Annotated in this window: 23 protein-coding genes and 1 pseudogene; 12 read left to right on the plus strand and 12 right to left on the minus strand. The window is 54.9% G+C overall.

The features are described 5' to 3' along the window. Positions 1-2: 2 nt before the first annotated feature. From zwf to OCA8868_RS01740, 6 genes are all read right to left on the minus strand, one after another. A complete protein-coding gene (zwf, locus tag OCA8868_RS01715; protein ID WP_093994822.1) occupies positions 3-1,457 on the minus strand; it encodes a glucose-6-phosphate dehydrogenase in 1,455 nt (484 codons plus the stop codon). Between the two features lie 145 nt (positions 1,458-1,602). Further along, positions 1,603-2,217 carry an HNH endonuclease gene (locus tag OCA8868_RS01720; RefSeq protein WP_179214745.1) on the minus strand — a complete coding sequence of 205 codons (615 nt, stop codon included), beginning with the start codon at positions 2,215-2,217 and terminating at the stop codon, positions 1,603-1,605. Between the two features lie 129 nt (positions 2,218-2,346). Beyond that, complete coding sequence (locus tag OCA8868_RS01725; protein ID WP_093994823.1) at positions 2,347-3,015, minus strand: alpha/beta hydrolase; 669 nt, start codon at positions 3,013-3,015, stop codon at positions 2,347-2,349. After that, positions 3,012-3,641, minus strand: coding sequence for a DNA-3-methyladenine glycosylase family protein (locus tag OCA8868_RS01730; RefSeq protein ID WP_093994824.1), 630 nt, complete (start codon positions 3,639-3,641; stop codon positions 3,012-3,014). Before OCA8868_RS01730 ends, OCA8868_RS01725 begins: the two co-directional genes overlap by 4 nt. After that, on the minus strand, positions 3,638-4,378 hold the full coding sequence (locus OCA8868_RS01735) for a cobalt-precorrin-6A reductase (RefSeq protein ID WP_093994825.1): 741 nt from the start codon (positions 4,376-4,378) through the stop codon (positions 3,638-3,640). Before OCA8868_RS01735 ends, OCA8868_RS01730 begins: the two co-directional genes overlap by 4 nt. Next, positions 4,375-5,421 (minus strand): cobalt-precorrin-5B (C(1))-methyltransferase, encoded by a 1,047-nt coding sequence (locus OCA8868_RS01740; protein WP_093994826.1) that lies wholly within the window; start codon positions 5,419-5,421, stop codon positions 4,375-4,377. Before OCA8868_RS01740 ends, OCA8868_RS01735 begins: the two co-directional genes overlap by 4 nt. Before the next feature lie 96 nt (positions 5,422-5,517). Between OCA8868_RS01740 and cobA the strand changes: the two genes are divergently transcribed. The 3 genes from cobA to OCA8868_RS01755 are packed head-to-tail and all read left to right on the plus strand — an operon-like array spanning position 5,518 to position 8,958. Beyond that, the gene (gene cobA, locus OCA8868_RS01745; RefSeq protein ID WP_093994827.1) at positions 5,518-6,363 is read left to right on the plus strand and encodes a uroporphyrinogen-III C-methyltransferase; all 846 of its coding nucleotides are present in this window, start codon (positions 5,518-5,520) and stop codon (positions 6,361-6,363) included. Positions 6,364-6,367: 4 nt separating this feature from the next. Further along, complete coding sequence (locus tag OCA8868_RS01750) at positions 6,368-7,651, plus strand: cobyrinic acid a,c-diamide synthase CobB (protein ID WP_093995479.1); 1,284 nt, start codon at positions 6,368-6,370, stop codon at positions 7,649-7,651. Positions 7,652-7,704: 53 nt separating this feature from the next. Then, positions 7,705-8,958 (plus strand): MFS transporter, encoded by a 1,254-nt coding sequence (locus tag OCA8868_RS01755; protein WP_093994828.1) that lies wholly within the window; start codon positions 7,705-7,707, stop codon positions 8,956-8,958. On the opposite strand, the gene OCA8868_RS01760 is transcribed toward OCA8868_RS01755, so the two are convergent. From OCA8868_RS01760 to cysS, 3 genes are all read right to left on the minus strand, one after another. Continuing rightward, a complete protein-coding gene (locus OCA8868_RS01760) occupies positions 8,955-9,710 on the minus strand; it encodes a squalene/phytoene synthase family protein (RefSeq protein WP_093994829.1) in 756 nt (251 codons plus the stop codon). The genes OCA8868_RS01755 and OCA8868_RS01760 overlap by 4 nt on opposite strands. Further along, positions 9,707-11,323, minus strand: a complete 1,617-nt coding sequence (gene cimA, locus OCA8868_RS01765; RefSeq protein WP_093994830.1) for a citramalate synthase — start codon at positions 11,321-11,323, stop codon at positions 9,707-9,709. Before cimA ends, OCA8868_RS01760 begins: the two co-directional genes overlap by 4 nt. A gap of 90 nt (positions 11,324-11,413) precedes the next feature. Continuing rightward, entirely contained in the window at positions 11,414-12,859 is a 1,446-nt protein-coding gene (gene cysS / locus OCA8868_RS01770) for a cysteine--tRNA ligase (protein WP_093994831.1), read from the minus strand. A gap of 239 nt (positions 12,860-13,098) precedes the next feature. On the opposite strand from cysS, the gene OCA8868_RS01775 reads away from it, so the two are divergent. From OCA8868_RS01775 to OCA8868_RS01785, 3 genes are all read left to right on the plus strand, one after another. Further along, positions 13,099-14,271 (plus strand): pyridoxal phosphate-dependent aminotransferase, encoded by a 1,173-nt coding sequence (locus OCA8868_RS01775; RefSeq protein WP_093994832.1) that lies wholly within the window; start codon positions 13,099-13,101, stop codon positions 14,269-14,271. A gap of 100 nt (positions 14,272-14,371) precedes the next feature. Then, positions 14,372-15,172, plus strand: coding sequence for an isocitrate lyase/PEP mutase family protein (locus OCA8868_RS01780; RefSeq protein ID WP_093994833.1), 801 nt, complete (start codon positions 14,372-14,374; stop codon positions 15,170-15,172). 339 nt (positions 15,173-15,511) lie between these two features. Next, positions 15,512-17,083 carry a trimethylamine methyltransferase family protein gene (locus OCA8868_RS01785; RefSeq protein WP_093994834.1) on the plus strand — a complete coding sequence of 524 codons (1,572 nt, stop codon included), beginning with the start codon at positions 15,512-15,514 and terminating at the stop codon, positions 17,081-17,083. A 230-nt stretch (positions 17,084-17,313) separates the two neighbouring features. Here the strand turns inward: OCA8868_RS01785 and OCA8868_RS01790 are convergent, their stop codons facing one another. Continuing rightward, on the minus strand, positions 17,314-18,408 hold the full coding sequence (locus tag OCA8868_RS01790; protein ID WP_093994835.1) for an anhydro-N-acetylmuramic acid kinase: 1,095 nt from the start codon (positions 18,406-18,408) through the stop codon (positions 17,314-17,316). 63 nt (positions 18,409-18,471) lie between these two features. On the opposite strand from OCA8868_RS01790, the gene tyrS reads away from it, so the two are divergent. The 5 genes from tyrS (at position 18,472) to eno (ending at position 23,369) form a co-directional block, all read left to right on the plus strand. Continuing rightward, complete coding sequence (gene tyrS / locus OCA8868_RS01795; RefSeq protein ID WP_093994836.1) at positions 18,472-19,722, plus strand: tyrosine--tRNA ligase; 1,251 nt, start codon at positions 18,472-18,474, stop codon at positions 19,720-19,722. Positions 19,723-19,944: 222 nt separating this feature from the next. Beyond that, a complete protein-coding gene (locus OCA8868_RS01800) occupies positions 19,945-20,670 on the plus strand; it encodes a GNAT family N-acetyltransferase (protein WP_245847987.1) in 726 nt (241 codons plus the stop codon). 67 nt (positions 20,671-20,737) lie between these two features. Continuing rightward, positions 20,738-21,154: a Fur family transcriptional regulator gene (locus OCA8868_RS01805; protein ID WP_093994838.1), complete on the plus strand. Its 417-nt coding sequence runs from the start codon at positions 20,738-20,740 to the stop codon at positions 21,152-21,154. After that, positions 21,154-22,044, plus strand: coding sequence for a DMT family transporter (locus OCA8868_RS01810; protein WP_093994839.1), 891 nt, complete (start codon positions 21,154-21,156; stop codon positions 22,042-22,044). The genes OCA8868_RS01805 and OCA8868_RS01810 overlap by 1 nt, the downstream gene beginning before the upstream one ends. Positions 22,045-22,094: 50 nt before the next feature. Beyond that, a complete protein-coding gene (gene eno / locus OCA8868_RS01815; RefSeq protein WP_093994840.1) occupies positions 22,095-23,369 on the plus strand; it encodes a phosphopyruvate hydratase in 1,275 nt (424 codons plus the stop codon). 49 nt (positions 23,370-23,418) lie between these two features. Here the strand turns inward: eno and OCA8868_RS01820 are convergent, their stop codons facing one another. Further along, positions 23,419-24,480, minus strand: coding sequence for an NAD(P)/FAD-dependent oxidoreductase (locus OCA8868_RS01820; RefSeq protein ID WP_093994841.1), 1,062 nt, complete (start codon positions 24,478-24,480; stop codon positions 23,419-23,421). 46 nt (positions 24,481-24,526) lie between these two features. On the opposite strand from OCA8868_RS01820, the gene OCA8868_RS01825 reads away from it, so the two are divergent. Beyond that, complete coding sequence (locus tag OCA8868_RS01825) at positions 24,527-24,946, plus strand: cupin domain-containing protein (RefSeq protein WP_093994842.1); 420 nt, start codon at positions 24,527-24,529, stop codon at positions 24,944-24,946. Between the two features lie 527 nt (positions 24,947-25,473). Here OCA8868_RS01825 and OCA8868_RS01830 read toward each other — a convergent pair. Then, positions 25,474-25,761: pseudogene (locus OCA8868_RS01830) on the minus strand (transposase); the annotation flags it as partial. Positions 25,762-25,783 lie beyond the last annotated feature (22 nt).

Here is a 25,783-nt window from a genome sequence, read left to right on the forward strand (position 1 = left end):
CTTTATTCCTTAATTTCGTGCCAACGACGCCCTTCACGGTGCATCAACATCAACGCATCCTCTGGGCCGGACGACCCTTGTTCATAAAGCTTGGGAACATCGCCACGGGCCTGCCAGCCTTCGATTAACGGATCCGTCCATGCCCAAGCCGCTTCAACTTCGTCGCCGCGCATAAATAGGGTTTGGTTTCCGCGAATAACGTCCATGATCAGGCGCTCGTAGGCGTCTGTGCTGTCTTCCGCGTCTGGGCCCAATGCTTCTGCGAAAGTCATATCAAGTGGCACGTCAATCAGGCGCATCCCACCTGGACCCGGCTCCTTGATGGTTACTTGCAGCTGCATGCCCTCGTTTGGCTGCAGCTGGATCGACAGGATATTCCGGTGACGTTTCTCATCCCCCGGAAAAATCGAATGCCCGATGTCTTTGAAAACAACAATGATCTCGGACGAGCGCGCTTTTAGCTTTTTGCCCGTCCGCAAGTAGAACGGAACCCCAGCCCAACGCCAATTCGCAATCTCACAGCGCAATGCAACGAAGCTTTCAGTGTGAGAACGTGGGTTTTCCGCGTCCTCGCGATAGCTTGGTTCTGTTTTTGTCGCATCGTATTGGCCACGCACAATGTGGTGCGGGTCAATCGGTTGTAGCGCGCGAATAACCTTGAGCTTCTCATCACGAACGGCGTCCGCATCGAACACGGATGGGGATTCCATCGCAATCAAGCACAACAACTGCATCAAGTGGTTTTGCACCATATCGCGCATCGCGCCGGATTTATCGTAATAGGTCCCGCGCCCACCGACACCAACAGTTTCCGCCACAGTGATCTGGATATGATCGACGTAATGATTGTTCCAAAGCGGCTCAAACAGCATGTTTCCAAAGCGAACCGCCATCAGATTTTGAACCGTCTCTTTGCCCAAGTAATGGTCGATCCGGTAGATTTGGCTTTCACCGAAATGCTCAGCCAGTATCGCGTTCAGTTCTTTGGCGGTCTCAAGGTCACGGCCAAACGGTTTTTCAACAACAACGCGGCTGTCGTCATCGGCAATTTTATAGTTATGCAACCGTTCTGCGAGATCGCCAAACAGGCTTGGCGCAACTGAGAAATAGAACGCATTGATAACTTCAAAACGGATCAACGCGTGAAGCTCATCCCAGCCAGCTGTGCCTTTCGCATCCACTTGAATGTAGTGCAATTGCGCTACAAACCGCTCCAAACATTTTAGGTCTTTGGATTCTTCGCCGCCAAATTCAGCAATCGCCTCGCGGACCATCTGGCGATAGCCTTCAGTATCCATGTCAGAACGCGCGGCACCAATTATGCGCGACCCTGTCGGCATTTGGTTAGAAATAAAACGACGGAACAAGCCGGGCAAAATTTTGCGGCGAGCCAAATCGCCCGTCCCCCCGAAAATCACGAGGTCAAATTCATCAACTGGGATCACGCGCGAGACCATGTGGTCCTCCGAAGTTAAGTTAGCGCTAACGTGGGCCTTCTAGCTTTGAATGGAACGTAAGTCTAGCGCGTTGCAAGTGAAAGCGCACCTAACTTAACAATCGTTTCAACCTTAGTATTTGCGGGGGTAATGCACGCATCGCAATCTATGCTTCAAGCTCAGCGTCCCAATAGAGAAAATCCATCCAAGACGAATGTAGATAATTGGGTGGGAATTTACGCCCCATATTCCGAAGTTGCTCCGCTTCTGGTTGGCGTGGCGGTTTAAGCAAGGACATGTTCGCCTCTTTCAAGGACTTTGACCCCTTGGAAAGATTGCATTTGGAACAGGCTGCAACGACGTTTTCCCAAGACGTCACCCCGCCAGCAGCGCGTGGAACCACGTGATCAAATGTCAAATCACCGGACGACGTACAATATTGGCAGGAAAACTCGTCCCTCAGGAAAAGGTTGAACCGCGTGAATGCGACCTTCTTTTGCGGTTTCACATAATCGCGCAGCACAACAACCGACGGAATGCGGATCTCCATCGACGGCGATCGCGCGACCTCTTCGTACTCGGCAATAATATCAACGCGGTTTAGCCAAGCGGCCTTCACAGCGTCCTGCCATGGCCAAAGCGATAACGGGTAATAGGAAAGTGGCCGATAGTCCGCGTTTAATACAAGGGCTGGGTGTTGTTTCAGCCCCGCTGGCTTCCTTACAAAGTCTGTCCTGAAATCCGCGTCAGTATTCGTAGCTATTTGCAAAACCAATCCCACTCTGTCTGCCGTCTATGGCACCAGAACGGGAGCCCCGCTCCAGTCATAGCTCAACTATATCTCGTGCTCGCAACCATACAAGCCCAAGATATTGATAGTTTTGTGACAGATCAGGGTGAGGTCGATTTCTTATTGATATCCGAGACGTTCGCGCATGAAGGCGAGCGCAACTTGCAACCCGTCTGGCGCAATTCCGTGGCCTGTGCCCTTTTGAATATGCGCGTAGACTTCTTTCCAGCCCGCAGCCTGAAGCGCTTCGGCGGCCTCCGGCAACGACTGAACCGGCACAACATCGTCTTGATCGCCATGAATCAACAAGACCGGAGGGCGACAAACAACGTCATCTACCAAAGCTTCCGGTTCCAGCAAACGGCCAGAGAACGCCGTCAGCCCGGCCACAGCATCTTCGCGGCGTGGCAGAACGTGCAGCGCCATCATCGTGCCTTGGCTAAAGCCAAGCACCATCACCTGTTCGGGCAGCAGGTCTTCATCAACCATAATCCCGTCAAGATAGCTGTTCAGGTCATCAACCGCGCGGTCCATGCCAGCGCGGGATTCTTCCTCGGATGACCCATCAATCCATGGAATCGGGAACCATTGGAACCCCATCGGGCTTCCGGCGCAATCTTCCGGCGCATCTGGCGCAAAGAACGCTGTGTCCGGCAGATGTTCCGCCAACGGATCTGCAAGCCCCATCAGGTCAGCACCATTCGCACCATACCCATGCAAAAACACCACCGCTGATCGCATCTCGCCCGATGCTGGATCGCGTCGCTGTGAATTTAGAACCCGTGTCATATGATGCCTTCTCTAACTTTTTCTACGCGGTAGTACGCCCACAAAAGCCGCGCTGCAACCGACCGCCATGGCGACCATTCCTGCGCCATCTCACGAAAGGCTTTTTCCTTTGGGCGTTCCGGTAGATCATACAAAACGCGGGCAGCTTCTTGCAGGGCCAAATCACCGGGGGCGAACACATCCGCACGGCCTAGACTGAACATCGCGTAGATTTCTGCAGTCCACGGGCCAATGCCTTTCACAGCCGTCAAAGTCTTGATGACATCCAAGCTCGGCAATGCTCGAAGTCCGTCAAAATCAATTCCGGCGTTTGCCAACTCACGCGTGTAAAGCGCCTTTTGACGGCTCAATCCCAACCCGCGCAATTCATCCTCGCTCGCAGTCGCGCAGGCGTTTGGGGTGGTCATCCCAGCATCCATCAGCCTGCCCCAAATCGCATTCGCGCTCGCGATACTCACCTGTTGGCCAACGATTGCATTCAATAGCTGGGCAAACCCGTCCGGTTTGCGGCGCAGTGGCAAAGGACCCGTCAAAACATAGGCTGCCTTCATCTTCGGGCACCGCGCAGCGAGCCATTCCATGCCTTCAATGACATGGGCATCCGTTTCTATAACACGCTCTGTCACTGGCGCACCTCAAGCGATGAGACCCAAGCCAAAGCTTCCGGCACATTCGAAAGCTGGGTTCCCGCGAGCATTGCAGGACGTTTCAACATCAAAACAGGAATATTCAACGCACGGGCCGCGTCCAGTTTGGCGCGCCCACCTTCTCCGCCTGCGTTTTTCACGACCAGATGCGTCACGCCAAGCGCTTGGAACAATTGCGCCTCGCTTCGTGGGGAAAACGGCGGGCGACCAATAACAAACTCGCCCCCTTCAAACGGAAACGGCGCGGTTGGGGGATCAATCAAGCGGCACAACACCCGCCGCCCTTCAAGGTCTGCGTAGTCAGCCAACGTTTGGCGGCCTGTAGCAAGGAAAACGACAGCATCCTCGGGAATAAGCGCCGCTGCGTCTGTTGGGGCGTCAATTGCCGTCCAGTTGTCGCCGGTTTCAGGCGTCCAGACGGGGCGGACGAGTTGCGCATAAGGTAGCCCTAACTCCGAACAAACCCGCGCCGTGCGGTTTGAAATGTGTTCGGCAAACGGATGGGTCGCGTCCAGAACCGCGCTGACGCCTTTGGCGTTCACAAAGGCGCGAAAGCCCTCCTCGCCGCCAAACCCACCAATGCGCGTTGGGATCGGCATTGGTTCGGGTGAGCGCGTGGCACCCGCGAGCGAGGCAATCACCTTGATCCCAGTATCGGTCAAACCCCAAGCAATGCGTTTCGCCTCGCTAGTTCCTGCAAGCAATAAAACAGTCATGGCCCCACCTGAGCGATGATCTTGCCAGCGCGGTCAATCATCACAACATCAATCTGCGGCGCACCTTCGCCAAACATTGCACCTGCTTGTTCTGCGGCCTTTCCCGCAATCAGAACGCCAAGATCCGGCCCCGCTGTTTCATAAGCCTCAAGCGCAGTGTTGGCCTTCGCCACAGCCGGGTTATCCGCCCATTGCGCCAAACGTTCGAAATCCACCTGAGAGCGCCCCGAATGCAAATCAACGGCGCCCTGTGCCAGTTTCGTCAGCTTGCCAATGCCGCCGCCAATCGTCAGGCGGGCTACGGGATTGCGGCGCATGTATTTGATCATGCCACCAACAAAATCGCCCATGTCCAGCATCGCGTGGTCCGCCAGCCCGTAAAATTTCTGCACAGCTTTCTCACTCATATTACCAGTACAACCAGCAACATGGGTCAGCCCGCCCGCGCGGGCCACATCAATCCCACGATGAATAGAGGCGATCCAAGCCGCGCATGAAAAGGGCCTGACAATTCCAGTAGTCCCCAGCACGCTTAACCCACCCACGATCCCCAGCCGCGGGTTCCATGTTTTCACAGCAATCGTTTCGCCATTGGGAATGCTCACAGTGATCTCAATGTCAGGGCTTTGTCCGAACTCACTAGCCATCTCTGCCACGACTTCATCCATCATCGCACGCGGCACCGGGTTAATGGCCGCTTCACCAACACCAATTGGTAGACCTGCCTTCGTGACAGTACCGACACCCTCACCTGCTTTGAACACAACACCGCTATCCGACTTCGCAACCCGAACAATAATCGTCGCGCCATGTGTCACGTCCGGATCGTCGCCTGCATCTTTCACGATAGCGGCCTGCGCCCAACCTTCACCTTTGCAGGGCTCAACGACCTCAAACTCGGGCACTTCGCCTTTCGGCAATGTGATCGACACCCTATCGGGGAAATCACCCCATAGCCCCATCAGCGCCGCCTTGGTGGCAGCGGTCGCACATGCACCCGTGGTCCACCCACGTCGCAGCTCTCCTGATGGTTTCCGTGTCATTCCCGCGACCTTACCCGTGCTGGTCGATGACGCCAATCCGCAATCCAACGTCGTTTGCTCCCTTTAACGCAGCGCATTCTCGGGCCATAAGACCCTATGGATACGCGACTCCCCTCAACAGACTGGCCCGAGCTTGAAAAAGGCTGGGTTTGGCTGTGCGGCGCTGGCCCCGGTGATCCGGGTCTTTTGACGCTGCACGCCTTGAATGCGCTGCGCCAAGCGGACGTCGTAATATACGATGCACTTGTACAAGAAGCGATCCTTGATTGGGCACCACAAGCTGAACATATCTACGCCGGAAAACGCGGCGGAAAGCCATCTGCGAAACAACGCGATATTTCTTTGCGTCTGGTAGATTTGGCCAAAGAAGGAAAGCGCGTGCTTCGCCTCAAGGGAGGTGATCCATTCGTGTTCGGGCGTGGCGGTGAAGAGGCGCAAACGCTCGTTCAGCACGGAATTCCAGTGCGCATCATCCCGGGCATTTCTGCAGGTATTGGCGGGCTTGCCTACGCGGGCATCCCCGTCACACATCGCGATGTGAACCAATCGGTTACGTTTGTGACCGGTCATGACCAAACCGGCAACGCTACGCAAAGCCTGGATTGGAAAGCAATTGCCAAAGGCTCGCAAGTCATTGTTATTTATATGGGTATGAAACACATCGCCCAGATTTCCACGTCCCTCATCAATGCAGGCCGCCCCTTGTCAGAGCCCGTTGCCGTTGTGACATCCGCCACTACGGTCGAACAGCAGGTCATTGAAACGACCTTGGGCACAATTGAGGCTGACATCAACAAGGCAGGCCTTGAGCCGCCCGCAATTATCTGTGTCGGTAAGGCTGTGCGCATGCGTGATGTTCTGAACTGGCAAGCGCAGGCGCAAGGCATTGAACCTGTGAACCTAGACCCGTTGGGCCGTGGCCGACCCGCTGAATCGGCTTAATACTGTGGGCGGTCTAATCCTCGCAGCTCCTTCGTCAGGTGCTGGGAAAACCACAATAACGCTTGGTATTTTGCGCGCTTTGGCGCGAACTGGTCAAAACATCCGCTCAGCGAAGTCCGGTCCTGATTACATCGATCCCCAATTCCACGCCGCCGCGACGGGCCGACCATGTGTGAACCTTGATGCATGGGCAATGACACCCGAACGTCTTAAATCACTGGCCTCTGGTGAAGGTGATTTGATCGTTGAAGGCGCAATGGGCCTGTTTGACGGCGCACCTCCCCTCGGCAAGGGCTCGACCGCAGATCTTTCCAAAACGCTCAACTTACCTGTTGTTTTGATCGTGGATGCAAAATCCATGTCACAATCGGTCGCCGCGCTGGTTGGCGGGTTCACCGCGCACGACAAACAGGTGAAGGTCGTTGGCGTAATCCTGAACCATGTCGGGTCCGAAAGGCACGCGGATATGCTCAAAACTGCGCTCGCCCCGTTAAAAATTCCAGTACTTGGCGCGATCCCTCGGTCTGCAGAACTGTCCCGCCCTTCACGGCATCTTGGCCTCGTTCAAGCAGGCGAGATGCCCGATCTTGAGAGCTTTTTGAACCTAGCAGCTGATATCGTCGCCAAACACGTTGATTTGTGTTCGTTCAAGGCACTGATGTCACGTTCAGACTGGCCTGCAACTTCCGCTGAAAAAGCCCCTACGCTTCGCGTCGCTGTGGCAAAAGATGAAGCGTTCTCATTCACTTACCCGCACTTGATAAGAGATTGGGAGCAAAGCGGCGTAACGATCTTGCCATTTTCACCCTTGGCAAATGAACCCGTACCCGAAGCCGACCGAGTTTACCTTCCAGGCGGTTATCCAGAGCTCTACGCAGCCACACTCGCCCAAAACAAAACCTTCATGCAGAGCATTAATAGTGCTGCTCAAAGTATTGAAATTTATGGTGAATGTGGCGGCTTTATGACTCTTGGTGAAAACCTAATTGATGCCGACGGCACCTCTCACAAGATGGCGGGGCTTCTCGGACTTACAACCAGTTTCAGAGACCGAAAGTTACACCTTGGGTACCGAACGCTCACACAACTGGCCCCGCACCCACTTACGCAACACATGTCGCCCACAATTACTTTTGCAGCACATGAGTTCCACTATGCGAGCACGCTTAGCGCCGAAGGAACACCCTTGTTTAACGCAACCAACGCTGAAGGCACTGCGCTTGAACCAATGGGTCTAATCGAAGGGCGCGTCGCTGGGTCTTTCGCACATATTATTGATCCGATCTGAAAAATCTCCGCACCCCATTGCCAACCTAAGGAACGAGGCGTAGCCAACTCCTCATGACCCACGCTACAACACAAATTCCCGACGACAGCCGCGCGAAACGCAACGTTGCGGTCCTTGTTCTTGCCCAAGCGATCCTTGGAGCGCAGATGCCGATGATTTTCGTTGTCGGAGGGCTCGCTGGAAAACAACTTGCGTCCAATATCTGTTGGGCGACGCTTCCGATCTCTCTCATCATCTTTGGGTCGATGACGACAGCACCGTGGCTCTCCCCGCTCATGCAGTCACATGGACGGAGGTTTGGCTTTTATATCGGCGCGATTGCCGGCGCTTTTGGCGCGGCCGTTGCGGCGTATGGGCTTTATATCGGATCCTTCGCAGTACTACTGATCGGATCCTACTTTACGGGCATCTATATGTCCGCGCAGGGTTTTTATCGATTTGCGGCGACCGACAGCGCCTCTGACAGCTTTAAACCGAAGGCGATTTCATATGTCATGGCCGGCGGTCTGCTTTCCGCGCTTCTCGGACCACAATTGAACAAAATCGTAGATGGCTATTCAGTCATACCCTTCCTGGGAACCTACGTAGCCGTTGTCGCGCTGAACCTGATCGGGATGTTCCTGTTTTTGGCTCTAGATTTGCCCAAGGGTACACGTGGCCAACCCAAAGTCGCAGGCCCAGAGCCGCGCACACGCGGTCAGCTATTGTCTGACCCCAATATCATCGTTGCGATTATCGTCGGGCTTGTCGCCTATTCCCTGATGAACCTTGTGATGACATCAACCCCACTTGCGGTTGTCGGCTGCGGGTATGAGCTTGATAACGCGAACAATATCGTCTCCGCGCACGTCCTTGCAATGTTTGCGCCATCTTTCTTCACAGGCCATCTAATCGTGCGCTTCGGCGTTCGAACAATCATGGCCATCGGGCTCGTAATTTTGGGCGCGGCTGGCATTGCCGCCCTTCTCGGCGTTAATTTCGCGGACGCAGATCAACCCTCTTTGGTTAGCTTTTATACCGCTCTGATCCTACTCGGACTTGGTTGGAACTTTGGCTTCATCGGCGCGACGACATTGCTGACATCCTCACACGCAGCCCATGAGCGCGGCGTTGTTCAAGGCCTGAACGACATGATCGTATTCGGCTCGGTGATGGCAGCGTCACTTGCGTCTGGCGGTTTGATGAACTGCTCAGGTGGTGCGCCAATGGAAGGCTGGACAGCAGTAAACATCGCGATGGCGCCGTTCATCGTATTGGCCGCAGGTGCGCTGGTTTGGCTCTCTGTGAAAAGCCGCCGCGCCGCCTAAGACCAGCGCAGCAGACGGATTTTACTGCGGAATTGGCTGATGCCGACGGTTCCGTCCGCCACGCGCTGCGGTTTAGACGCAACCTGCAACAAAACAGGTTTCGCCATCCATCCCTCAAGCAAAGCAGCCCTTGCAAGTTTCGGCATTCCTTTGCGCAGCTTGCGAACAGTTCCGGCATCTGCCGCTGAATTAACGGCAAGTGTTTCCAACCCTTTTCGTGTGCCATTCACCAACGGAACACGGCCAGCGTCTTCTAGCCCTCGCACTGCGGCAAAGTAGCGAGACACAGCAACAGCAGCGCCGTAATTCACCACTCCTGACCGCATCTCTTCGGGTGCACCCAACAGCCGCGCGGCCTGCCACATCAGTTCAGCGCCGCCATTGCGGAAGTAATCAACGAAGTGCTGCGCGTCCTCAAAAGGGTCTTTGTAAATATCCCAGCGACGCATTGCGACAACCTTATCTAAAGCCTCAGCCGCCTCAGTGTCCAAAACTTCGTCCAACGGCGTGGTTACTTCGTGACGACGCACAGGCCCGCCCTTAGCGATTTCTTCCAGAGCATCACGCCACCATTGAAGGCGCATCTCGGCAATCATCGGCTCCTCAGTCACCCAAGGCGCACGCGCAACTTCGACGTTGAACGCATAAAGCGGAAAAAGAACGCGACGTGCTTCAACTGGGGCAGCCATTGCCGCCATGAATCGATCTGGATCACCTCGTTCAACGATTGCAGCGCAGGCATTCACGCTCACGTCACAGCCCCGTCCCGTACCAGCTTCCAACGTATCGCGTCCACCAACGCATCAAAGGATGCATCGACTATGTTGGCGCTTACACCGACCGTAGACCACGTACGGCCCTGCCCGTCTTCAGAGTCAATAATGACCCGCGTCACAGCCTCAGTACCGCCGTTAGTAATACGAACCTTAAAATCAGTCAGTCGGATATCGGAGACATCCGTTGCGTACCGCCCGAGGTCCTTCATCAAAGCACGGCTCAGTGCATTCACCGGTCCTTGGTCAGACCCGTCCGGACCAAGGCTCTCGGACACCGACATGGTTTTCACGCCATCGACCTTCACCACAACGACAGCCTCGGAGAGAGACACCATCTCGTTGCGTTTATTGCGGCGGCGCTCAACGGTCACGCGGTAGCGCTTCACTTCGAAAAACTCGGGCATCAGCCCCAATTCTTCGCGTGCCAGAACCTCAAAACTCGCCTGCGCGGTATCGTAAGAATACCCGGCCGCTTCGCGTTCTTTCACCCGATCAAGAATGCGCTGCAACGCCGGATCGCCCTTTGCGACGTCCAACCCCATGGAACTCAAGCGCTCACGCAGATTGCTTTGCCCCGCTTGGTTGGACATAGGAACAATACGGCTGTTCCCAACGAGGCTCGGATCAATATGCTCATATGTGCTAGGGTCTTTAGCGATGGCAGAGGCATGCAGCCCCGCCTTATGCGCAAACGCTGACGCCCCAACGTAGGCCGCCTGTTTGTGCGGCACACGGTTAAGCACTTCATCGAGCATCCGCGACGCTTTGCGCAAATCCTTAAGGGTTTCCATGCTCACGCCAGTCTCAAACTGGCTCGCGTAGGGGTCTTTCAACAACAAGGTTGGGATCAGCGTTGTTAGGTTGGCATTGCCACAACGCTCTCCTAGCCCGTTAAGCGTCCCTTGGATATGTCGCGCACCTGCAGCGACAGCAACCAATGAATTGGCCACAGCATTCTCTGTGTCATTATGCGTGTGAATACCTATGTGATCGCCGGGCACGCCCGCTTCGATCAGCGCTTTGGTCGCACCACGCACATCATGGGGTAATGCCCCTCCGTTTGTGTCACACAAAACAACCCAACGCGCCCCGGCGTCATAAGCCGCCTTTGCTGCGCGCAACGTGTAGTCAGGGTTAGACTTATACCCATCGAAGAAATGCTCCGCATCAAACAACGCTTCACGACCAGCACTGACAACATGCGCCACCGAGGTTGAAATGTTCTCAACATTCTCATCGAGCGAAATCCCAAGCGCAGTCTCCACGTGAAAATCATGGGTCTTCCCAACAAGACAAACCGCAGACGTGCCAGCATTCATCACGGCCGCAAGCACATCATCATTGTCCGCAGACCGCCCTGCGCGTTTGGTCATTCCAAACGCGGTAACACGCGCACGTGTTTTCGGAAGGTCCTCAAAAAACTCACTATCCGTGGGGTTCGCTCCAGGCCAACCACCCTCAATGTAATCCACCCCGAGTTCATCGAGCATCGCCGCAATCGCACGCTTCTCTTGAGTTGAAAACTGCACGCCTTGGGTCTGCTGCCCATCCCGCAACGTCGTGTCATAAAGATAGAGGCGCTCAACCATAATCAAACTCCCCACTTTCTTTGGCTTCCAAATACTCATTCTTGCGCGGCGCAGCCGCGCCCCCCGCCCGCCGCAGGCGCTGATCGCAGATCATTTCAGCTCCTCCAAAACAGACGCATCAAAATCTGGTCCCGCTTCCCAACTCGCTGTGCCAGCCACATCCGTCACCTGCACACCGGCAGCATTCAGCACATCACGAACGCGATCCGCTTCACTCCAATCCTTTGCACCCCGTGCCGCACTGCGCTCTTCAATCAACCGTTCAATCACTGCCGAAACCCAATCTGGCAACGCATCGCCACTAACGGCCGCATCAAGCACAGACCAGTCATTCACCAATCCAAGCATTTCCAAAGCATGAGCAAGCGGAACCAACCCTGCCGCAGTCTTCGCCTTCGCTAAAACGTGCATCCGCGAAATCGCACCAGAGGTGTTCAAATCATTGCCCAAAACGCCAACAAACTCCACGTCCGCGACCCAATCACCAGACGCCTTCAGTTTCTGGACAGTATCAGCCGAATACCCGTGTTTCCGCAGAATCCCGAACCAATCGCTCAGCATCTTTTCAGCTTCCGCGCGCTTCACATCAGTCCAATCCATCGGTTTACGATAATGCGTTAACAAAAAGACCAGCCGGATAACCGCGCCATCAACGCCCTTGTCCAACAAATCACGCACTGTAAAGAAATTGCCCAAGGATTTGGACATCTTTTTGCCCTCAACCTGTAACATCTCATTGTGCATCCAAACCTTGGCAAACCCGTGACCGGCGCAAGTCGACTGCGCGATCTCGTTTTCGTGGTGTGGGAACTGCAAATCATTGCCGCCACCGTGGATGTCGAACTCTTCTCCCAGCAAATCGAGCGCCATAGCAGAACACTCAATATGCCATCCCGGACGGCCACGCCCCCACGGGCTCTCCCAACCGGGTTGGTCGTCCGTACTTGGCTTCCACAGCACGAAATCCATTGGGTCTTCTTTGAACGGCGCAATTTCGACACGCGCGCCCGCGATCATGTCATCAACACTGCGCCCTGACAGCGCGCCATACTCTTCATAAGACCGCACCCGAAACAGCGCGTGGCCCTCTGCGGCATAGCCATGTCCCTTGCCAATCAGATCTTCAATCATCGCGATCATTTGCGCGATATACCCCGTGGCGCGCGGCGCGGCGCTCGGCTTTAACGCACCAAGGCTCGTCATATCCTCAAGATACCAACCAATCGTCTCATCTGAACGCTCAGCAATCAGTTCTTCCAACGTCCCCACCGCGCCCGCCTCTTGGCGGGCCAACGCCGTTGCGTTGATCTTGTCATCCACGTCGGTGAAATTGCGCACATAGGTCACATGATCCGCGCCGTAAGTGTAGCGAAGCAATCGAAACAGGGTGTCAAAGACAATTACCGGACGGGCATTGCCCAGATGGGCTCGGTCATAAACCGTCGGCCCACACACATACATACGTACGTTCTCAGGGTCGATTGGTTCAAACTCGACCTTTTTACGAACCGCAGTGTTAAATAATCTAATCGTCATGAGATGCCTCTAGCGCAGGTGTTGCCCGCGGACTTAGCAAGTTCAACGATATGAGGAAACGTGAAAGAGCGGCCCGCTATTAACTTAGCAGGTAATAATGCAAGAAATGATGCAAATGCTTTTCATGCGCCTAAAGTAACCGCCCATTCCCGTCCACGTCAACGCACCATTTGCACAAGCTTGCTCCCGACGTGCGATCCCTAATTGACACGGCCCTGATCCGCAGGTCACGTGTCCCCATGAAATTATCCAATCGCATCACACACATCACACCCGGCGGTTCTGACGGCTGGGAAGTTTTCTACAAAGCCCGCGCGTTAAAAAACGCAGGCGCAGCCGTAACTGAGCTGACGATCGGAGAGCATGACATTCGTACGCACCCCAGCATTCTGGAGGCGATGCACGCCAGCGCCAAAGGTGGGCACACCGGCTATGCTGCGGTACCAGGGACCCAAGCCCTTCGCGAAGCTGTCGCTACCCGCATTCAAACGCGCACAGGCGTTGCAACCGGCCCTGAAAACATCCTCATTACCCCCGGAGGGCAAGCTGCCCTTTTCGCGACCCACAACGCCGTTTGTAATGAAGGCGACACTGCGCTCTTTATTGATCCCTATTATGCCACCTACCCCGGCACGATCCGCGGAATCGGCGCAAAGCCACAAGCGATTCCCGCATATCCTGAAAACGGGTTCCAACCGCGCGCCGCTGACATCGAAAAGCACGCCAAAGGGGCAACAAGCCTGCTCATCAACACCCCCAACAACCCTACAGGCGCAGTCTATACCCCAGAAACGCTACAAGCCATCGCACAGACCTGCATCGAACATGACATTTGGCTGATCTCGGATGAGGTCTATGACACGCAAATCTGGGACGGCACCCACCTTAGCCCGCGCGCACTCCCTAATATGGCCGATCGCACACTTGTCGTCGGTTCAATGTCCAAAAGTCATGCCATGACCGGATCGCGTGTTGGCTGGATTTGCAGCCACGAAGACGTCATCGAACACCTGATCAATCTCGCCACACACACGACCTATGGCGTCCCGGGCTACATCCAAGACGCCGCTCTTTTTGCTCTCAACGAAGGCTCCCCCCTTGAGGACGAAGTATCCGCGCCCTTTGCGCGTCGTCGTAAAATCACCGAAGCCCTTCTTGCGACGCAAAACATCGTCAAAGGCAGCCCCATTAGCGGCGCAATGTATGCAATGCTCGATATCCGCGCGACGGGTCTAAGCGGCCAGGACTTCGCCAACGATCTGCTCGACATCCATCAGATCGCGACCATGCCCGGCGAAAGCTTCGGCACCGCCGCCGCAGGCCACATCCGTGTCGCCATGACAATTGATGACGAAGCCTATACAAAAGCCCTCCAAACCTTGCTCGACTTCGCCAAAGACCACGCGGCTTAACCCTGCCTTTGTTTCAGAAATATCCCGGGGGTGCGGGGTTTGGCCCCCGCCGGATCGGATTTGGCAAAGCCAAATTCGAACTCAATCAAAGGACAACACAATGACCAGCTTTCGCGATCTACACAAACGAGGACAGCCGTTCATCCTCGCAAATGCATGGGATATCGGCTCAGCGAAAGTCCTCAGATCAATGGGTGCGAAAGCCATCGCGACTTCCTCCGCCGCACACGCATTTACGCTCGGTCGCCCCGACGGGCTCGGCGTGTCTCGCGATGAAGCCTTGGCTCACGCACAAGACCTCGTTGCCGCCACCGGCCTCCCCGTACAAGGTGATTTCGAAAATGGCTGGGGCGATGACCCAGACACGGTCGCAGAAACCGTCAAACTCGCGGGCGAGGCTGGTCTTGCAGGTGTCTGTATCGAAGATATCAAGGTCCCAAGCTGTGACGCCTATGATCGCGCCTTTGCAATTGAACGCATCAGGGCCGCATCCGCCGCCGCCCGCGCGCTTCCGCAGGATTTCGTTCTAACTGCCCGCGCCGACGGCATCATGACAAATACGTATGACATCGACGAGGCCATAGCCCGACTTCAAGGCTTCGAGGCCGCAGGCGCCGACTGCCTTTATGCCCCTTTGCCCAAATCCATGGACGATGTCGCACGCATTTGCGCCTCAGTTACCGCGCCCGTTAATGTGCTGGTTGCCGGGCCAGTTTATACAGCACAGTCGATGAACGAATTCGCAAATCTTGGCGTAGCACGTATTTCTCTTGGCTCCGCCCTCGCCCGCGCGACCCACCGTGTATTGCACGATGCAGCCGCGCAGATGTTTCAGAACGACGAGTTTTCCCTTCTTGGGCAGTCGATTTCTGGTGACGCTGTAGATGAATTGATCCGTTAAACATCCCTCCATCGAAAAGACTTAGGTCCAATAAGTTGCGCAATTGTATGATTGGCCCATCGGATTCAAACCAAAACCCGAAACGATCTGCCGCATGCGCTCACGAAAACTAACGTGTTCGCAAAATTCTTTTGCACAAAAACGACCTAGCGTCGCAAAAGCGATAGAACCTTAACGCCATGACGCCAAACTTTTGGGTATGGAGTTTGTTTCATGAGCCTAAACACCCACGCGACACGCGTTAAACTGACAATCGGTGCCCGTCGCGGTCGTGCCGCGCGTGGGAGACCGGCTGACCTGTAGAGAATCCAATTTTTTCCTACAACAAAAGGTCCGAAAATGAACGACGAAACGCATTCCCGCCCAGCCCGCTCCAACCGGAGCGGCGGTCGCGCCGCCCGCCACGCAGCCCGCGCAGCTAAACTCTCAGACGATATGCGCCCTGTCCGCGCCGGAATGACCGGTGGCAGATACAAACCTCTCTCAGACACCGATGTTCTGAAGATCCACGAGGCCGCACTAACTGCACTGGAAACCATTGGCCTTGCAGATGCTCCGCCAACCGGTGTTGAAATCCTAACAAATGCTGGCGCGATCCTTGGCGATGACGGCCGCATTCGTTTTCCACGTGCCTTAGTCGAAGATATGCTCGCGATCGCCTGCAAGGATCTGACCCTACACGGCCGCGATCCGGTTCATGATCTCGACCTTAGTGGCCAGCGGGTGCACTACGGTACCGCAGGCGCAGCTGTGAATATGGTTGATGTGCAAGGCAATGAATACCGCGACAGTACACTGCAGGACTTGCACGATGCTGCACGGATCGCCGACAAGCTCGACAATATCCACTTTCTACAACGCCCAATGGTTGCACGCGATATCGCCGACAACTTGGAAATGGACCTCAACACGATCTACGCATGCTGTAGCGGTACGACCAAACATGTGGGAACGTCGATTTCGGACCCAAGTCACGCAGCAGAGTGCCTAGAGATCGCGTACACAATCGCGGGTGGCGAAGACAAGTACCGCGAACGCCCCTTCGTTTCGATGTCCAATTGTTTCGTTGTTCCACCGATGAAATTCGCGACAGAAAGTTGCGAAGCCATGGAAATTTGCGTTCGCGGCGGTATGCCCGTTCTCCTTCTGTCCGCAGGCATGTCTGGCGCAACGGCCCCCTCAACGATTGCCGGTGCAATTGTGCAGGCCTGCGCAGAGTGTTTGGCCGGAATTGTTTACGTGAATGCCATCGCCCCGGGTCATCCCGCTATTTTTGGCACTTGGCCGTTTGATCTAGACCTGCGGACCGGAGCGATGACCGTGGGATCAGGTGAACAAGCGCTTCTAACCTCAGGCTGCGCTCAAATGCACGCTTTCTATGGCATTCCAGGCGGTGCGACAGGCGGTGCTGCCGACTCCAAAATGCCGGATATGCAGGCCGGTTGGGAACAGATGTGCACCAACGTTCTGGCAGGCACCAGTGGCTGTAATATGATCTATGAAGCCGCGGGCATGCATGCCTCCCTCCTCGGGTTCTGCCATGAAAGCCTGATCTTAAGTGATGACCTGATCGGCCAAGCATTGCGGTGCGTGCGCGGCATCGAAGTTGACGATGAAACGCTGGCTTTGGATCAAATGCGCGAAGTTTGCATTGGTACAGCAGATGCCCCCGGTGTCGGACATTATCTCGGGACGGACCGTACCCTCAGCCATATGGAACGCGACCGTATCTACCCCACCCTCGGCAATCGGATGAGCCCGAAAGAATGGGCTGAAAAAGACAAACCCGATCTCATCGAAAACGCGATAGCTCGCAAAGAACAAATCCTAGCAACCCGCGCCGCTGCTCGGTTTGAACCAGAACTTGACGCTGAGATAAGAGCACGCTTCAACATCCATCTACCCGCATAGCGGCGAACGGGGCAAAATTGAGTATTAAAGAGCCAAAGAAAACCAAGAGCGCCCCACACACCAGTGGGTCGCTTCGCGCCATAGTGTGGGGGGCTGTCACAGGCTACGGTCATCGGCTCTCCAGCCTGTTCCGCAAAAGTATAAAAGGGTGTTAAGGTTAACATTGCCTTACTGTCTTGTCTTTCTGTGGCTCAAAAATACTCAAACCTCGGTTCATCACAAACACTGCGCTAACGAGGACGCGATATTGTCCCTCCGCCAATGGCTGCGCCAACGCCTGTGGTGGCGGGCGCACTTGTTGGCAAACCCTTTGCTACGCGCACTGCTAGATAAGCGAAGGCCTGTGCCTCAAGCATATCTCCGTCAAACCCAACATCCTCGATAGAGGCAACCGGAACGTTACAAACCGATGCGAGCATCATCATCAATGTCGGATTACGGCGCCCGCCACCTGTCACCAGAATCCGTTCAGGGGCATTCGGACAGGCTTGCACGCCCTGCGCGACGGATGCGGCACAGGACATCGTAAGTGTGGCAATCGCATCCTCATCTGACAGCGTTGCAACGTCTGCCAAAAGCCCAACGAACGCGTCGCGGTCGAGAGACTTTGGTGGCATCCGAAAGAAAAACGGGTTCTGTAAGAACTGATCTACAACTGATTGGTTGACCCTGCCTTTGGCCCCCAATGCTCCATCTTCGTCGAACGGGCGGCCCAAACGGGCCTGCATCAGATCGTTTATTGGCGCATTCGCAGGGCCTGTATCAAACGCCAACAATGCCCCTTCGCTTTCGGGAAACGGCAAACGCGGATCGATCCAAGTCAGGTTCCCGACCCCACCCAAATTCAAAATCGCAAGTGGTGCGTCCGCTTTCATCTTTTTGGCCAAGGCGAAATGATAAAACGGCGCCAAGGGTGCGCCTTCGCCCCCCATTTGCACGTCCGCACTTCGAAAGTCCCAGACAACGGGCTTATTTAAGACATCTGCCAACACAGCCCCATCGCCCGCCTGATGTGTTCCACGCCCCTTGGGATCATGGGCGAATGTCTGACCATGAAATCCAACAAGCTCCGCATCTGGAAATCCGCTTAAGACCTGAGCATGCACAGTTTCCACAAGCTCTGCGGCGACGGAAACATCATCCTCCGGCCACTTTCCCAATGCAGATCGCAATACTGCGGTTTGGGCATCTGTGTAGGGTCGAAAGACACTATCGCCGAACTCTAGAACTTCGTGCCCATCCGTAACGATCTCTGCCGCATCCACGCCATCAAGCGAGGTGCCCGACATGGCTCCAACAACACGCACCAATTGATCTTTCAACATGCTCTTTCCCTTGGGCCAACTGCCCCCTATAGAATGCCCCGAAAGAACGCGAGGCGACAAGTCATGACCTACCATCCGAAATCAGATTTTATCCGTGTGATGATTGAGCGCGGCTTCCTTGCCGATTGCACAGATTATCAGGGGCTGGATGAAGCGTTCGCTGCTGGCGTTGTACCTGCCTACATCGGTTTTGACGCGACTGCGAAATCGCTGCATGTTGGGTCCCTCATTCAAATCATGATGCTGCGTTGGTTACAAAAAACGGGGCACCAGCCGATAACGCTGATGGGCGGCGGCACCACAAAGGTTGGCGACCCGAGCTTTCGCGCCGATGAACGCCCCCTGCTGACCCCAGATCAGATCGACGACAACATTGCCGGCATCAAGCAGGTGTTTTCTGCCTATTTGACCTACGGCGACGGCCCTACCGACGCTAAAATGATCAACAACGCTGAATGGCTGGACGATCTGAACTACCTCGATTTTCTGCGCGACATTGGCAGGCATTTCTCTGTGAACCGAATGCTGTCATTTGAAAGCGTTAAGTCACGTCTTGATCGCGAACAGTCATTGAGCTTCCTCGAGTTCAACTACATGATCCTGCAAGCCTACGATTTCCTTGAGCTTAACCGTCGTTACGGCTGTTTGTTGCAGATGGGTGGGTCCGATCAATGGGGCAACATTGTTAACGGGATCGACCTGACGCGCCGCGTATTGGACCATCAGATTTTCGGCCTGACCTCGCCACTACTGACAACCAGTGACGGCAAAAAGATGGGCAAGTCCCTGTCCGGCGCGATCTGGCTCAATGATGAGATGCTCAGTTCGTACGAATTCTGGCAATTCTGGCGCAATACAACGGACGCCGATGTTGGCCGGTTCCTGAAGCTCTACACTGAGCTTCCGATTGAAGAGTGTGAGCGCCTTGGCGCGCTCGAAGGTGTTGAAATCAACGAAGCTAAGATCATTCTCGCCAACGAAGTAACAACACTTCTTCATGGTAGAGACGCCGCACAAGCAGCTGAGAATACAGCGAAAGAAGTGTTTGAGAAAGGTGGTGTCGGTGACGATCTTCCGACCCTCACACTAAACGCTAGCGATGTTGGTGACGGCATTTCGATTGTGCAACTGATCGTGAAATCTGGCCTTGCGGGATCCGGTAAGGAAGCGAAACGTCTGATTTCCGATGGAGGCGCAAAGATGAATGATGAATCGCTTGATAACGCAGGCCTGATGATCACGCCAGCGGACCTGAGCACACCAATCAAGCTTAGCGCCGGTAAAAAGCGCCATGCGCTCGTTCAACTAGGTTAACAGCGCCAGTAAACCGCCACCGATCAACGCAATGACCAAAGCGACCAGCGTAAGGGCTGGTCGTGTTAAACGCGGTGCGGGTATGTTTGGTAGAGATTTCATAGCGCCATTAACCATCTCTTAGGTGAAGATCGCGTTAATACAGGTATGTTCGAACCGCATAGCGCCCCCCTGCAACAGTCACCTCAATTTGCGCGGGCGTTGCGGACCTATGGAAGTGTGGTGATCGGCACGGATCCTGTGATCCTGCAACGCAGCTTCGGGCGGTTCGGGGCGGTTTCCTTTGCGTCCCGTGCGACCCCAGAAAGTGTCGCCAACACACCCGTGCGCATTTTAAACGGCGAAACACCCTGCCCGCGCGCCTACCGCGATGCGGGGTTTCGTCAAGTCATCACGCCGTCCCACATTGCCGAATGGTCGCTAGACCAACCCGACTTGCGCGCTACGCTTCACCCAAAGTGGCGCAATCAACTGGTCAAAGGCGAAAAACAGCAAGTGCAAATAAGCGAAAACATCTGGGACGGGTCACCCCATGAACTGTTTGCGCAGTCTGTGCGCCTTGGGCGTCAGCGTGGTTTCACAAGTTATCCGTTTAAACTTCTCTCTGCCTTTGCCAGTCAGAATGCGGGTGGCGCCGTGATATTCGAGGCCTACAGCCAAGACACGCTAATCGGTGCCTGCCTGATCCTGCGCCACGGAACAACGGCCACCTATCAAACCGCGTGGGCGTCAGAGACGGGAAAAGCCCTGCAGGCACCGCGCCTGCTATTGTGGCGTGCAGCTTCCCGCATGGCATCACTCGGACATTCGACCTTGGATCTTGGCATTGTCGAAACAGATCGTAGCGCTGGTTTGGCGCGCTTTAAGTTGGGAACCGGAGCAAATTTGCGCCAACTCGGCGGAACATGGGTACGGCTTAACTCCCGCCAAAAGAAACTCGCCCGTTGATCGTTAGCCCACTGGCCCCTTCCCAATTGATGGCGTAACAAAAGCCAAACCTAAATGAAGATCCCAAATGACTGATACAATTCTGTCCCGTTGCGAGGCCATAGGCCTACGCCTTACCGAGCAACGCCGCACCATTGCTGGCGTCCTTGAGGCATCAAAAGACCACCCCGACGTGGAAGAACTGTTTAACCGCGCTGCTGCTGCGGATCCGCGCATTTCCCTCGCGACGGTTTATCGCACGGTCAAACTGTTTGAGGAATCCGGCATTCTGGAAAAGCACGACTTTGGCGACGGGCGCGCGCGCTATGAAACCGCAGATCGCGAACACCATGATCACTTGATTGACCTGCAATCAGGCGAGGTGATTGAATTTCTCGACGCAGAGATCGAAGCCCTTCAGGAACGTATCGCCGATAAACTCGGATATGAACTCAAGGGGCATCGATTGGAACTATATGGCGTTCCCAAAAAGGATAAGCCCTAATGGAAAACCTGCGCGGCGCGGCGTTAATGACCTTCTCGATGTTGGCATTCGCGGTTGAGGATGTGTTGATCAAAACGCTGGGCTCTCGCATTCCGGCGGGGCAAATCATCAGCGTTGTCGCGGCTGGTTCGGTAATCGCATTTTCCGTTTGGTTTATCGTTAATAGACAACCTGTAATCGTGCGCGACCATGCGAATCCTAAGGTATGGTTGCGCTCTGGGTTTGACGTGCTCGGGACCTTATTCTTCATTTCAGCGTTAATGCGAATGGACCTGACGTTGCTATCCGCGATCATTCAGGCAACGCCTTTGGTGGTGGCATTCGGCGGGGTCATGTTCTTGGGGCAAACCGTTGGTTGGCGGCGTTGGGCGGCGATCCTTGTTGGATTCTGCGGCGTTTTGTTGATCATCCGCCCCTCGCTAAGTGGAATGTCTTTTTCCATGGTTTTAGGTATCCTGGGAATGGTGTGCCTTGCCGGGCGGGATCTTATGACACGAGCGATCAAGGTGAAAATTTCCGGGCCACATGTCTCGTTGCATGCCTTTACACTGCTAATCTTTGCCGGTCTTTTATTATGCCAATTAGAAGGCACCCCCCTTGTACTCCCCAATGTGATTGACGGCCTCATTCTCGTCGTCTGTGTTTTTGTCGTTCTTGCTGCATACCTCGCAATCATTGCTGCGACCCGCGAGGGTGACGCCGCATTCATTTCGATGTTCCGCTATACCCGTATGGTTTTTGCATTGATTGTGGGGGGCATATTTTTACATGAACGCCCTGACGCGCTTACATTGATTGGCGTCGCAATCGTCATTGGTGCCGGTGTATTTACCCTACTTCGAGAAGCCCGCGCGCGGCGCTCTTTCCTTGGGTCACCTGAGCCGTTATAGCAACACCAATTCTAGCTACGTTTGACTAAAACCACCAAAGGACGCCTCACATGAGTACGATCATCGACATTTTTGCCCGCGAAATCCTCGATAGCCGGGGTAACCCAACGGTCGAAGTCGACGTTACACTGGAAGACGGCACATTGGGCCGCGCAGCCGTGCCATCGGGCGCATCTACAGGCGTTCACGAAGCGGTTGAAAAGCGCGACGGCGACAAGTCCCGCTACAAAGGCAAAGGTGTTCTTGAGGCCGTTGCAGCCGTAAACGGTGAAATCGCCGAGGCCATCGTTGGTTTCGACGCGACTGAACAAGTCGCAATTGACGGCGCGATGATTGAACTGGACGGCACAGACAACAAAGGCCGCCTTGGCGCCAACGCGATCCTTGGTGTGTCCCTTGCCGTTGCCAAGGCCGCCGCTGAATACATGGGCCAGCCTCTGTTCCGCTATGTTGGAGGCACCGCTGCACGGGTTCTGCCTGTACCAATGATGAACATCATCAACGGCGGTGAGCACGCAGATAACCCGATCGACATCCAAGAATTTATGATCATGCCTGTATCCGCCACGAACATCCGTGACGCGGTTCGCATGGGTGCCGAAGTGTTCCACACCCTTAAGGGTGAGCTCACGACTGCTGGCCTATCCACGGGTATTGGTGATGAAGGTGGCTTTGCGCCAAACATTAACTCCACTCGCGATGCGCTTGATTTCATTCTTAAATCTATCGAAAAAGCTGGCTACAAACCGGGTGAGGACATCTACCTCGCACTCGATTGCGCGGCGACTGAATACTACAAAGACGGCAAGTACGAGATGAAGGGCGAAGGCAAATCCCTGACCTCTGAAGAGAACGCTGCCTACCTTGAAGCATTGGTAAACGACTACCCAATCATTTCCATCGAAGACGGCATGTCCGAAGATGACTGGGACGGTTGGAACGCACTGACGGCCAAAATCGGCGACAAGGTTCAGCTGGTTGGCGATGATTTGTTCGTGACCAACCCTGCCCGCCTTGCCATGGGAATTGAGCAGAAGTCTGCGAACTCTATGCTCGTCAAAGTGAACCAGATCGGCACGCTGACGGAAACACTGACAGCCGTAGACATGGCGCACCGCGCACGTTTCACCAACGTGATGTCGCATCGTTCTGGCGAGACTGAGGACGCAACGATTGCGGATCTCGCAGTTGCCACCAACTGTGGCCAGATCAAAACCGGCTCCTTGGCGCGCTCTGACCGGCTCGCGAAGTACAACCAGTTGATCCGTATTGAGGAACTTTTGGGCGAAACAGCAATCTACGCTGGCCGTTCAATCCTGCGCTAAGTTTACAGACCTAAACGTCAAAGGCCCTCGCACATCGCGGGGGCCGTTTTCATTGAAAACGTGATGGGCGATAAGACGCAAGTAGCACATCGAACGCATCACTGTTGCCCAACACTTCAGCCGCAACCGCCTCCCCCGTAATCGCGGCAAGGGTTACGCCAGAATGCATCACCGCAACGTGCAACCCGTCCGGCCCGACAGCGCCAATAACGGGTAGCCCGTCTTGTGGAACCGGCCGATAAGCGAGCGTAACACTATCCCATTCAAGCGGTTCATCGGCAATCATTGGATCAAGCCACCCAAGCACTCGCCTAACAATTTCATCTGGCGTTTCGAACACTTCGCTTGCGCTATCGCTTTGATGGTTTGCGGTTGCCGATGCCATCAAACGCCCGTCAGTAAGCTGGCGCACTTCACCATGGGCTGTCACCAGAACAGACGACACTTTCCCCGCAATCGGTTTTGTTGTCACCATTGCACCTGGGCGAATAAGCATCGGCAACGTCACATCCACCGTCGCCAAAATATCCGGCGCGCCATTTCCAGCTGCCACGACCACCTTGTCAGCGGCTATAAAGCCCATCTGCGTTTCAACGCCGCAAACGGCTCTGTCCTGTTGTGCAATGCTTTTCACACGAACACCTGATACCAAATGCGCGCCCGAAGCGGCCAAAAGCACCGAGGCAAGCGCCCCAGATTCCGCGACGCCCTCGGTTGGAAACAACAATAGTTCTTCGGGAAGATCGCGCAGCTCCGGTTCCTGATTACAAACGGCGACTTTCTCCATTTTCTCAACCGGGTATCCTAAGTCCGAAAGCGCATCATGCTTTTTCGTCAATCCGCGCCCCTGTTCTTCCCACCAAAGAGCGCCCTGCATCGTGATTGGTAGATCAGGCTGGGATGCCCTCAACCGCGCGTATGCTTCCATACCCGCAACGCGCAAACGATGATGCCCCTCGTCAGCATAAAAACTGGCGTTAATCCAGCCAAAGGAAGCATCGGTCGCAGCAGCAGAATTACATGTGATAACAGTTACATCTGCACCACTAAGAGACAGGTTATAGGCAATGGACGCCCCGATGATACCAGCTCCAATTACGACAACTTTCATGACCGCCTCCCTTGGCCTTCCACCATCTTCAGCTTAGCCTTACGCCATGACAGCACAAGAGATCATCGACGCGTTAGACCTCGCGCCACACCCTGAAGGCGGGTACTTCCGTCAAACTTGGATCGACGAAGACAGCTCAGGCCGCCCGGCCGGAACTTGCATCTACTTTCTGTTGAAGAACGGCGAAACCAGCCATTGGCACACAGTGGATGCGGTTGAAATCTGGCACTACCACGCCGGCGCACCCCTTATTCTAAACGTTTCGGAAACAGATCGCGGCCCAAAAAAAGAAATCCACCTCGGCCCCGATATTGCAGCGGGCGAGTGCCCGCAGGGGATCGTCCCAAAAGACTGGTGGCAAGCCGCATGCACGACGGGCGATTGGACATTGGTCAGCTGCACCGTCAGCCCCGGGTTCTCGTTTGATGGATTCAAACTCGCTGAGCCGGGATTCGACATAAACTAAGTGGCGCGACCGGAAACGTTATAGGGGCTCTGTCCTGTCCTTCGGACTCCCCGAGGTTTAAGGAACAAAAGAAGACGGCCCATCGTTTCGCCATGAGTGGAACCCTTTGCTCGACACCTATAGCACCGAACAGAGGGCCTTCTTCCGTTACGATCTTTGCTCCTCAGCGCGGACCGCATCCTCGTTACCCCGCATTAAGGTCGCTGTGTCACCAGCGAGGCTTTTGCTTTTTCTACCTCGGCTTATTGCCCTCCTATGTTGGGGCTCATTGGGTTCTTTAGGATAATTTATTCCCGTAATCGCAGCAAAATGCACTGATCGATACCGGAGTCGAATCCTTTATTTACAACGTGTTACGATATTTTTTCGGCTTTTTCGTTTTCGCGAACTGGCTCTGACCTGAGCCCCCAAAACGCCTCCAAATTTGTGTGGAGTCCGCCCAAGAAAAGGTCGGACAAATGAAGGCACGATTTACGGACGAACAGTTCATTGCGATGATCAAGGAACAGGAAGCGAGCAAGAAGACCGCTGACGTCTGCTGCAAGGCGCTGGCCGCTCACCAAACCATCTGCAATACACCGCGCGACGGTCTTCTCAAACAGGTGGCGCAGCAGTTTGCTGTCCCGAAAGCGCCCGTGCCGGTTCTTGGAGAAGGCCGAATGATTTGGCACTGGATCAGACAAATCGAGGCGGCAGAACCAGCGATATGCGAGGTTCAGATGCACCTCTTCGCACAACCGGCGCTCTGACCGAATACCGAAGCAATAGCCCACCAGCAGCATCCGGATCAGCAGCTCAGGATCAATCGATGGTCTTCAAATCAAGAAGACTTTTTTA

It is taken from the genome of Octadecabacter ascidiaceicola (assembly GCF_900185015.1).
GTDB lineage: Bacteria > Pseudomonadota > Alphaproteobacteria > Rhodobacterales > Rhodobacteraceae > Octadecabacter > Octadecabacter ascidiaceicola.